General features: G+C 67.5%; 5 protein-coding genes. 2 read left to right on the top strand and 3 right to left on the bottom strand.

From position 1 onward, the window contains the following. Positions 1-252 precede the first annotated feature (252 nt). From ACVOK1_RS18920 to ACVOK1_RS18910, 3 genes are read right to left on the bottom strand one after another with little or no spacing between them, the layout of a single operon-like run. Complete coding sequence (locus ACVOK1_RS18920) at positions 253-1968, bottom strand: alpha-amylase family glycosyl hydrolase (RefSeq protein WP_481562926.1); 1716 nt, start codon at positions 1966-1968, stop codon at positions 253-255. Continuing rightward, positions 1968-3455, bottom strand: a complete 1488-nt coding sequence (locus ACVOK1_RS18915; RefSeq protein ID WP_481562925.1) for an MFS transporter — start codon at positions 3453-3455, stop codon at positions 1968-1970. Before ACVOK1_RS18915 ends, ACVOK1_RS18920 begins: the two co-directional genes overlap by 1 nt. Next, positions 3452-5644 carry a glucosidase family protein gene (locus ACVOK1_RS18910; RefSeq protein ID WP_481562924.1) on the bottom strand — a complete coding sequence of 731 codons (2193 nt, stop codon included), beginning with the start codon at positions 5642-5644 and terminating at the stop codon, positions 3452-3454. Before ACVOK1_RS18910 ends, ACVOK1_RS18915 begins: the two co-directional genes overlap by 4 nt. 235 nt (positions 5645-5879) lie before the next feature. Between ACVOK1_RS18910 and ACVOK1_RS18905 the strand changes: the two genes are divergently transcribed. Continuing rightward, entirely contained in the window at positions 5880-7931 is a 2052-nt protein-coding gene (locus tag ACVOK1_RS18905; RefSeq protein WP_481562923.1) for a glycoside hydrolase family 97 protein, read from the top strand. Between the two features lie 255 nt (positions 7932-8186). Continuing rightward, entirely contained in the window at positions 8187-10949 is a 2763-nt protein-coding gene (locus ACVOK1_RS18900; protein ID WP_481562922.1) for a TonB-dependent receptor, read from the top strand. Positions 10950-11070 lie beyond the last annotated feature (121 nt).

Genomic DNA, 11070 nt, shown 5'->3' with positions numbered 1-11070 from the left:
GCGCGGAGATCCTTGCTACAGAGCGATCGAAAAGACCTAGAGCCGAACGGTCGTCCGCGCCGGGCTCTCGGCACCTAAAGTGCCAGAGTCGGAAGAGATAAGAGCCGAGCCATGCTCGGCTCCGAGCAAGCGCAGCGCCGCGACCCGCTCCTGCCCTTCCTTCTTCACTCCGTGGCTGGCGCGCACGGAACCTGTCCGTGGCCGGGCGGGGGGGGGGGGGGTGGGGGGGGGGCGGCCCCCCCCCCCCCCCCACTACCGCTTCAACCGCTGGTCGCGCGCCTGCTGGTCGGCCACGGCCTTGTCCAGCTCGGCCTGCAGGGCCGGCTGCTGCACCGGTGCATCCAGCACGTAGACCTTCACGCCGTGCGCCGGCACCTCCACCTTCAGCGTGCGCTTCACCTTCAGCTCGCCGCCGCCCAGCGCGTCGCGCCAGGTGCCGGGCTGCAGGTAGCGTTCCACGTCAATGCTGCGCGCGGCATCGCCCTTGTTCAGCAGCACCAGCGCGGTCTGCGTCACGTCGCCATGCTGCAGCACACGGAAGAACACCGCTTCGTCGCCCTGCAGGCGCTCGTTCACCTGCAGGCCGCGCTGCAGGGCCGGGGTGGCCTCGCGCAGCTTGGCGATGCGCTGCAGCGGCGCGAAGATCGGGCTCTGCGGCGCGTCATCCACGCGCTGCTGGCCGAAGTAGGCACGGTTGCCGGCATGTTCGGCGCGGCCGCGCATGAAGCCGGTTTCCGAACCGTAATAGACCACCGGGATGCCGCGCGCGGTGAAAAGCCAGTTGTGCGCGTCGATGAAGCCGGTGTCGCTGGCCTGCAGGCGCGGCATGTCGTGGTTGTCGTAGAAGCTCATCAGCTCATACGGGTTGGCGTACGGGCCACCGGTCAGGTGCAGCGGTTCGGCCAGCGTTTCAAAGCCCTTGCCGGTGGTGCCGAAGGTCTGTTCCAGTGCGCCACGCAGCGGGAAGTCGAGCACGCTGACGCTGGCGTTGGCCGGCCAGGTGTGTTCGGCGATGCTGGCCGCGTTGTAGTCGAACGCTTCGCCAAACATGAACATGCCCGGATGCGCGGCACGGATGCGGTTGACGAACTCGTGCCACCACGGATGCGGCAGCCAGCCGATGGTGTCGATGCGCAGCGCGTCCACGCCCTGCGCGGTCCACTGCAGGTAGGCCCCAACCAGGTAGTCCATCACCGCCGGGTTGTCCTGGTTGAAATCGGACAGCTCGGCCAGGTTGCCATCGAAGATCGAACCGTCCTTGCTGTCGACCGGGCCGATGTTGTTGTAGAACGCGTGCAGCGGGTTGTGCTTCGGGTCCAGCTTCTGCGGCGGCAGATTCTCGTGGTCGGCGATCAGCGTGCCGTCCTTGTCGAAGATCTGGCCGAACTGCGGCTGCCGCTTGGGCATGGTCCATGCCGGCGAACCATGGTTGCCGACGATATCCAGCACCACCTTCAGGCCGGCATCGTGCAGGCCCTTGTTGAGGCCGGCGAAATCCAGATCCTTGCTCGGCAGGTGTTCGTCGAGCTTGTAGAAGTTGATGCCCCAGTAGCCATGGTAGCCGGTCTTGCCGCGGTCGGTCAGCGTGCTGGTGCAGCTGATCGGCTTGCTGCCGGTGAACGCCTCGTCCGGGTTGTCGACGATGGGCGTGATCCAGACCGCGCCGAAGCCGAGGTTGCGGATGTACTGCGCGTTGTCGAGCACGCCGCGGAAGTCGCCGCCGAGGTAGCCGATGTTGCCGTCGACCTTGTCCGGGCACGGCACCGGGATATCGAAGGTGCGGTGCTTGCCGCCCTGGTCGCGGTGGTCGTTGGAGGTATCACCGTTGACGAAGCGGTCGGTGACCACGAAGTACACCGCATCGCTGGCGAACGGCTCGGTGGTGCCGACATAGTCCGGGCGCGGCGCGGCCACGGCCTGACCGGCAAACAGGGCAAGGGAAACAGCAACAGCCAACACACCACGCATCACACCACCTCCGGACGGGACGGAACCCGCAGCACGCACAAGCCGGCGACGAGCAGGCTGCAGCCGCCCAGCACCAGCACATGGATCGGCTGGTCACCCAGCCACGCACGCAGGGCAAAGCCCAGCGCACTGGCCGCGACCAGCTGCGGGATCACGATGAAGAAATTGAAGATGCCCATGTACACGCCCATCTTCGCCGCCGGCACGCTGTCCGACAGCAGTGCATACGGCAGGGACAGGATCGAGGCCCAGGCGAAACCGACACCGCCCATCGACAGCAGCAGCCAGCGCGGATCATCGATGAACATCATCGAGATCAGCCCTGCCCCGCCCAGCCACAGGTTGACCAGGTGGCTCCAGCGCAGGCCCAGCGCGCGCACCATCGGCGGGATCAGCAGCGCGGCCACCGCGGCGAAACCGTTGTAGGCACCGAACAGCACGCCCACCCAGTTGGCACCTTCGTTGTAGGCGGCCGACTGCGGATCGGTGGAACCGAAGTGGGTGCCGGCCACCGCCGCGGTGGTGAAGATCCACATTGCAAACAGCGCGAACCACGAGAAGAACTGCACCCAGGCCAGGCGCCGCATGGTCACCGGCATCGCCCGCAGGTCGCCGACGATGGCGGCCAGCATGTGCGTGCCGGGCAGCGCACGGGCCAGTGCCAGCAGCAGGCCGTAGCCCGCGCACAGGCCAGCCAGCACGTACAGCATCTTGTCGCCCTGGCGCCAGGCGATCAGTGCCGCCAGCAGCACGCCCAGGCCCAGCCAAAGCGCCACCTGGCCCCACGGCGCGGGCCCGGTGATGGTGGCGCCGGCATGGTGCGCCGGCGGTTCGGCATCGTCGAAGGACGCAAGTTCGGTGGGCGAATACTCGCGCGTGCTGAAAACCGTCCAGCTGATCGCCGCCAGCAGCACCACCGCACCGAAGTAGAACGCGTAGCGCACCGAATCGGGCACTTCGCCCGGCGCCGCTGTGTTGCTGACCCCGAAGTGGGTAAGGATGAAGGGCAGGAAGCTGGCGACGATGGCGCCGACGCCGATGAAGAAGCTCTGCATCGCATAGCCGGTGGGACGCTGGCGGGGCGCCAGCTGGTCACCGACGAAGGCACGGAACGGTTCCATCGACACGTTGATGGAAGCATCCAGCACCCACAGCGTGCCGGCGGCGATCCACAGCGTGGGCGAGTTCGGCATCACCAGCAGGGCCAGCGTGGTCAGCACCGCACCGATCATGAAGAACGGGCGGCGCCGGCCCCAGCGCGTCCACGTGCGATCGGACAGATAACCCACCACCGGCTGCACCAGCAGGCCGGTCAGCGGTGCGGCGATCCACAGCCCCGGCACCGCGTCCTGCGATGCGCCCAATGTTTCGAAGATGCGGCTGGCGTTGGCGTTCTGCAGGGCAAACCCGAACTGGATGCCGAGGAAGCCGAAACACATGTTCCAGATCTGCCAGAACGACAGCTGCGGCTTGGCGGGACGGCTCATCGTACGCCCTCGACGGCCGCGACCGGTGCCACCTTCAGCGCCTGCACCTGGGCCTGGTTGAGCACGCCCTCGCGCCCGCCCTTGCCGCCGGTGTAGTGCGCGAAGTGCTGCAGTGCGCTCATGTTGAAGCCTTCCTCAAGCGTGACCGTACAACGGCCCTTGGGCACGGCGAAGCTGACCGCCGTGGATTCCTGCGCGGCCACACTGTGCGGCAGGGTGACCGTCTGGCGCTGCGCCGGCTGGCCCGCGCACTGCAGGTTCAACTGCTTCACGGCTGCGGTCACGCCGGTGTTGATCGGCCCGTTCGGGTTGTTGTACTGCAGGCGCAGGCGCACGTGGCCGGCCTTGGCCGTGGTGAAGCGCCACTGCCGGTCACCGCGCAGCACCTGCTGCGGGCCCACGCACAGCATCGGGCTGTGCAGCGATTCCAGCGCGCCCTCGCGACGGGTCAGGCTCAGGCAATGCTGCAGGCCATCGTCGCCCACGCGCACCACGCCCTTGGCCGGCTGCACGGCCTTGCCGTCCTGCCACAGCACCTGGTCGGCGGCCACGGCCACGGTCCAGCCCTTGCCACTGCGTTTGGCCTGCGGCGCGGCCGGCGTCGCCGGTGCGCGCGCATTGGCATCGGCGCTGGCCACGGCTGCGCGCGGCGCGACTGCGGCCGGCACCAGCTGCACGGTGGTGGTCGTACCGCGGGTCTTGACCTTGCCGGCCACCAGCAGGCCCTCGCCCAGCTGCTTCGGCCGCTCCAGCACGTAGCGCTTGCCGTTGGCGTCCAGGCTGATGCGGCGCTGCTTTCCGAACAGGTCCGGCACCAGGCTGGCCGGCAGCTTGGGCTGCACGCTGCCATCGCCCTGCAGGCCGAACACGCCTTCGCTGACCATGGCCAGGTAACCGGCCACCGACCACAACTGACGCTCGGAATTGACCACCGGGCCACTGAGCGCACCTTCGTCGACGTGCACGGCCTGGGTGACCAGTTCGTAGTTCTCCATGTTGGAACCAGCCAGCGCCGCGCCCTGCATCAGCGAACGGATCTCGGCGGCGATGCGCGGGGCATCATCGAGCTTGCGCGCAGCGCGCAGCGAATAGGCGCTGACAAACGGCCAGATGGCGCGGTTGTGGTAGATCGGCTGCTGCGCTTCCTGCGGCCACACCACCGGGCTGCCGGCCGGCCCCATCGGGTAGGCGGCCAGCGCCCGCTGCGCGCGTTCGGCCGGCAGCACGTCGGCGAGGATGCCCAGCGACAGGCCCAGCAGGTCGACCTTGGCGTAGGGCACCGGGTGCGCCGCTTCGCCGATGTAGCTCATGTACTGGCCCATGTCCTGCCGCCAGAAGCGTGCGTCGATCTGCAGCGCCAGCGCATCGGCCCAGGCCTTGTACTGCTCGCTGCGCTCGTCGCCCAGCTGCGCGGCCATCTGCTGGCCCAGGCGCAGGGCCTGGTAGTGCAGCACGTTGGTGGACAGCGCGTAGGAATCGCCGATGAAGCGCACGTTCTCGCGCGTCCAGTCCGGGTAGGTCTGCTCGCGCCAGTCCAGGAACGAAGTCTCGCCGCGGTACAGGCCCATCTGCGCGTCGAACACCCTCGCCCGGTCCTGCGCGAGGGTGCCCTGCAGCGCCTGCCAGACCTGGTCGGCGAAGGCCGGATCATCCAGCAGGTGGCGCGCGGCCAGGAACCACACCACGCGGTCGCTGCTGATCGGCCAGCTGCCACCGGAGCCGGTGTCCTGGGCCACGAACAGGCCGGGGGTATGGCCATCGCGCGCGGCCGACAGCTTGAACTGCAGCGACTGCCGGGTGCGCTGCGGGTCCAGCTTCGCCAGCGCCAGATCGGCGGCGAAGCTGAGATCGCGGGTCCACACATAGGGCCAGCGCGCGCCGGTCTGGAAGCACTCGCACGGCACCGGGCGACCTTCATCGAAGGACGGATCGCGGATCGCATCGACGCGGTCCTGGTCCATTTCCTGCTGGGCCAGTGCGAACAGCGCGTCGAACATCACGCTGGCGGTCTGGCTGCGCATGGGCGCGGCAGCAATCTGCACTTCACCCTTGGGCGCATGCAGCACGAAGCTGCCCTTGGCAGCGGCTTCGGCGCGCGCATGGCGGCCGTTGAATTCCAGGTCGGCCGCGTGCGCGGTCGTTCCCAGCGCTGCCCCGAGGGCAGCCGTCAGGCAAATGATCTTCAGCATCGAAGCGGCAGACCGGCTTGCGCCCGTCGACCTCCCTCCCTCTCTGCACCGTTGTGGGTCCGCGCCACCATGACGGTGCGCGGGCGCGGCGCCTCCCTCAAGGTGCCTTGGCCCCATGGTAGACGCGGCGCTGCGGCCTGCGGCCAGTTGCATACGTATTCATCGCAGTCGCGTGAAGACAGGCCGCCGCGCTGGCTTATGGTCCGGGTCTGCCAATGGCGCCTTGGGAGGGGAAATGCCGGCTTCATCTGCTGCACTACGCGCGGTGTTCGCGCATCTGTCCGGGCTGGCCCTGCTGGGCCTGGCCACCCTTGCCCAGGCCGCGCCCCAGGTCGCCAGCGTTGAATCACCGGGCAAGGTGCTCACGGTCAGCCTGGTGCTGGACGGTGGCACCGCGCGCTACCGCGTCGAACGCTTCGGCGAACCCGTGGTGGCCGATTCCAAGCTCGGCTTCGAACTGCGCGACGGCCGCCTCGACCGCGATTTCGCCCTGCTCGGCCAGCAGCAGCGCAGCGTTGATGACACCTGGGAACAGCCCTGGGGCGAGCGCCGGGTCACCCGCAACCACTTCAACGAGCTGACCGTGCAGCTGGCCGAGACCACCGGCAGCAAGCGCCGCCTGGACGTGGTGTTCCGCGTGTACGACGACGGGCTCGGCTTCCGCTATGTGTTCCCCGAGCAGCCCAACCTGCGCGAGGCGATCATCGATGACGAGCTGACCGAGTTCGCCATCGCGCCCGACTCGACCGCCTGGTGGATTCCGGCCGGCGAACCGATCCACTACGAATACCTGTACCAGCGCACGCCGCTGCGCGAAGTACCGCTGGTGCACACGCCGATGACCCTGCGCAGCCACGACGGCCTGCACGTGGCCATCCACGAGGCAGCGCTGGTGGACTACGCCGGCATGTGGCTGCGCCGCACCGAGGGCCAGCGCCTGCGCGCGCAGCTTTCGCCCTCGGCCGAAGGCTGGAAGGTGCGCCGCGCCCTGCCCTTCGCCACGCCGTGGCGCACCCTGCAGATCGCCGACCGCGCCGGCGGCCTGGTCGAGTCGGACCTGATCCTCAACCTCAACGAGCCCAATGCACTGGGCGACGTGAGCTGGGTGAAGCCGGCCAAGTATCTGGGCGTGTGGTGGTCGATGCACCTGGACATCGAAAGCTGGGCGACCGGCCCGAAGCATGCCGCCACCACCGCCAAGACCAAGAAGGTGATCGACTTCGCCGCCGCGCACGGCTTCCGCGGCGTGCTGGTGGAAGGCTGGAATCCCGGCTGGGACGGCATGTGGGTCGGCAACGGTTACGACTTCGATTTCACCCGCGCCACGCCCGATTTCGATATCGAGGCGCTGTCCGCCTACGGCCTGAAGAAGGGCGTGCACCTGATCGGCCACCACGAAACCGGCTGCGCCATCGAGCATTACGAGGACCAGCTGGGCGCCGCGCTGGACCTGTATGCGCGGCTGGGCATTGACCAGTTCAAGACCGGCTACGTCTGCGATGACGGCCAGATCGACCGCCGCAATCCGGCCGGTGGCCCGCTGTGGCGCGAGTGGCACGACGGCCAGTTCATGGCCCGCCATCATCTGAAGGTGGTGCAGGAAGCCGCACAGCGGCACCTGTCGGTGAACCCGCACGAGCCGATCAAGGACACCGGCCTGCGCCGCACCTACCCGAACTGGATCTCGCGCGAAGGCGCGCGCGGCATGGAATACAACGCCTGGGGCCAGCCGCCGAACCCGCCCGAACACGAGGTCAACCTGGTGTTCACCCGCATGCTGGCCGGGCCGTTCGATTACACGCCCGGCATCCTCAGCCTGAAGGGCCGCCACGGCCAGGCCATTCCCAGCACGCTGGCCCGCCAGCTGGCGCTGTACGTGGTGCAGTACAGCCCGATCCAGATGGCCGCCGATCTGCCCGAGCACTATCTGCAGCACCGCGAGGCGTTCCGCTTCATCGAGGACGTGGCCGTGGACTGGGAACAGAGCCGCGTGCTCGATGGCGAAGTGGGCGACTACGTGACCATCGTGCGCCGCGACCGCAACAGCCGTGACTGGTTCCTGGGCAGCATCACCGATGAGCACGGCCGCGTGCTGCCGATGTCGCTGGGCTTCCTGGAACCGGGCATGCGCTATCGCGCCGAGATCTACCGCGATGGCGAAGGCGCGGATTTCCGCAGCAATCCGTTCGCGTTCAAGCGCGAGACGCGCGAGGTGACCAGCGCCGATGCCCTGACCCTGGTGCTGGCACCGGGCGGTGGCCAGGCGATCCGGTTCACCCCGCTCTGATTGGAACGGTAGTGCCGGCCGCTGGCCGGCATCCATCCGCATCCCGTGGTTGCCGGCGAGCGGCCAGCACTACCGGGATCTGGGCACTGGAATCGATTACAACGCTGTGAAAGCCATTGAATACGTATGCAGGGTGATTCCCGCGGAGAAGCCGCTGCCTACCATAGCGGCGACGACAGCGGCCACCGCGTCGCACGTCCACGGCACCGCCGGGACGACCACAAGATGCTCTACAACATTGCCTGGGAGGGGAAAATGTTGAACCACAAGCGCACCGCGCTGAGTCTGGCGCTGGCCGTTGTACTGGTGCCGTCACTGGCATCGGCACAGTCCACGCAGTCCACCGAAACCGCCACCACCACCGGTACGTCCGCCACCAACCTGGACACCGTGCAGGTCACCGGCATCCGCCGCGGCATCGAGAACGCCATCGCGATCAAGCAGGACGCCACCTCGGTGGTCGAAGCAATCTCGGCCGAAGACATCGGCAAGCTGCCCGACGTGAGCATCGCCGAATCGCTGGGCCGCCTGCCCGGCCTGGCCGCCCAGCGCGTGGCCGGCCGTGCCCAGGTCATCAGCGTGCGCGGCCTGTCGCCCGACTTCGCCACCACCCTGCTCAACGGCCGTGAAGTGGTCAGCACCGGCGACAACCGCAGCGTCGAGTTCGACCAGTACCCCTCGGAACTGGTCAACGGCGTGACCGTCTACAAGACCCCGGACGCCGCCCTGGTCGGCCAGGGCCTGTCGGGCACCATCGACATGCAGACCGTGCGTCCGCTCAGCTTCCCCGACCGCGTGATCGCGGTCAGCGGCCGCCTGCAGAAGAGCTCGCTCGGCGAAGCCGCCAACGTCGATGAATTCGGCAACCGCTTCAGCGCCAGCTACATCGACCAGTTCTTCGACAAGACCCTGGGCATCTCGATCGGCTACGCGCACAGCGACAACCCGATCCAGGAAAACCAGGTCGGCCTGTACGAGCCGTGGACCACCGAGCAGACCACCAACGGCAACCGTCCGGGCGTGGCCGCGGGTACCTACTTCTCCGATGGCATCAAGGCGCTGCGCCGTACCGGCAACAACAAGCGCGACGGCGTGATGGCCACCATCCAGTTCCGGCCGAACAACGCCTGGACCAGCACCTTCGATGCGTTCCACACCGAAGCCGAGCAGATCGACACCGCCAACCAGTTCGAGCTCAACCTGAGCAACTACAACGGTGGCTATACCCCGGGCCTGCTGATCAGCAACCCGCAGGTCAATGCCGATGGCACCTTCACCGGCGGCACCGCCAGTGGCGTGTACCCGCTGGTGCGCGGCATGTACAACAAGCGCAAGGACAAGATCGATGCGTTCGGCTGGAACAACGAGTTCACCTTCGGCAGCGTCAAGCTGGTCGCCGATGTGAACTACTCCAAGGCCACGCGCGATGAGCTGAACCTGGAAAACAACCTGCAGCTCACCCCGATGCCGCAGCTGGACACCATCGGCCTGCAGATCCGCCCGAATGGCTTCTCGCAGATCACCCCGGGCCTTGATTACTCCAACCCCGATGCGCTGTTCCTGACCAACACCATCTACGGCTCCGGCTACGGCAAGGTGCCGCAGGTGGAAGACCGCCTGAAGGGTGCCAAGCTGGCCGCGACGATTGCCTTGCCCGAGGCCGTTGCCTCATGGGCGCCGGACATCGATGTGGGCGTGAACTACGCTGACCGCCGCAAGGTGAAGACCCAGTCCGAAGGCAACATCCTGCTGGGCGCACAGGGCGATGCCAACATCGCCTCGGACCTGCAGTATTCGCCGGTCAACCTGGGCTTTGCCGGCATCGGCTACATCCCGGCCTGGAACGTGCCGGCGGCCGTCGGCCGCTACATGACCTTCGATCCGGTCGACAACCTTGATTACCTGATCCCGAAGTCGTGGGTCGTGCAGGAAAAGATCACCACCGCCTGGGCGCGCCTGAACCTCAACACCGACATCGGTGACGTGGGTGTGCGCGGCAACATCGGCGTGCAGATGCAGCACACCGACCAGAGCTCGGATTCGCGCTACTGGGACAGCTCGCAGCCGGCCGGCAGCAACATCCAGCCGTATTCCAACGGCAAGACCTACAACGACTGGCTGCCGAGCTTGAACCTGGCCTTCATGTTCCCGCACCAGCAGACGCTGCGCTTCGCCGCGGCCAAGCAGGTCGCGCGCCCGCGCGTGGACCAGATGCGTGCCGGCCTGGAATTCGGCGTGGATACCGCCACCGGCAAGCCCGGCGGCAGCGGCGGCAACCCGCTGCTGGATCCGTGGCGTGCCACCGCGCTCGACCTGTCCTACGAGAAGTACTTCGGTGAGAAGGCCTACGTGGCCGCCGCGATCTTCTACAAGGACCTGAAAAGCTACGTCTACACCCAGTCGGTGGACGACTACGACTTCACCGACCTGCTGGGCAGCTACGTGCCGCCGCCGGGCATGACCGTGCCGGTGCTGACCACCGGTACGTTCTCCACCCCGGAAAACGGCAAGGGCGGCACGCTGAAGGGCCTGGAACTGACCGCATCGTTCCCGCTGGACATGCTGACCGAGAGCCTGCGTGGCTTCGGCGTGCAGGCCAGCGCGACCTTCAACAAGAGCGACATCAAGATCCTCGACCCGGAAAGCGCCTCCAGCGTGGGTTCGGATCCGATCAGCCTGCCCGGCCTGTCCGACCGCGTGTACAACTTCACCGCCTACTTCGAGCGCAATGGTTTCGAAGCACGCGTGAGCCAGCGCCGTCGTTCGGACTTCATCGGTGAGATCGGCAACTTCAACGGCAACCGCACGCTGCGTTACGTGGTGGGCGAGAACGTGACCGATGCGCAGATCAGCTACACCTTCAGCGACAGCAGCGCCATGCGTGGCCTGACCCTGCTGCTGCAGGGAAGCAACCTGACCAACGAGCCGTACCGCACCTACGCCGGCACCAAGGACCGCCCGCTGGAATACATCGAGTGGGGCCGCACCTACGTGCTGGGCGTGAACTACAAGTTCTGACCACGATCGGTAGTGCCGGCCGCTGGCCCGCAACCCCCCGGGAGCGGGGGGGCCCGGCCCCCGCGGCGGGCTACGGGGGCCCCGGCGCCGCCCCGGCGCCCCACCCCCGGGCGCGGCCCGC

The sequence above is a fragment of the Stenotrophomonas sp. STEN087 genome (genome assembly GCF_056759115.1).
This window is presented reverse-complemented; position numbering and strand designations above follow the sequence as displayed.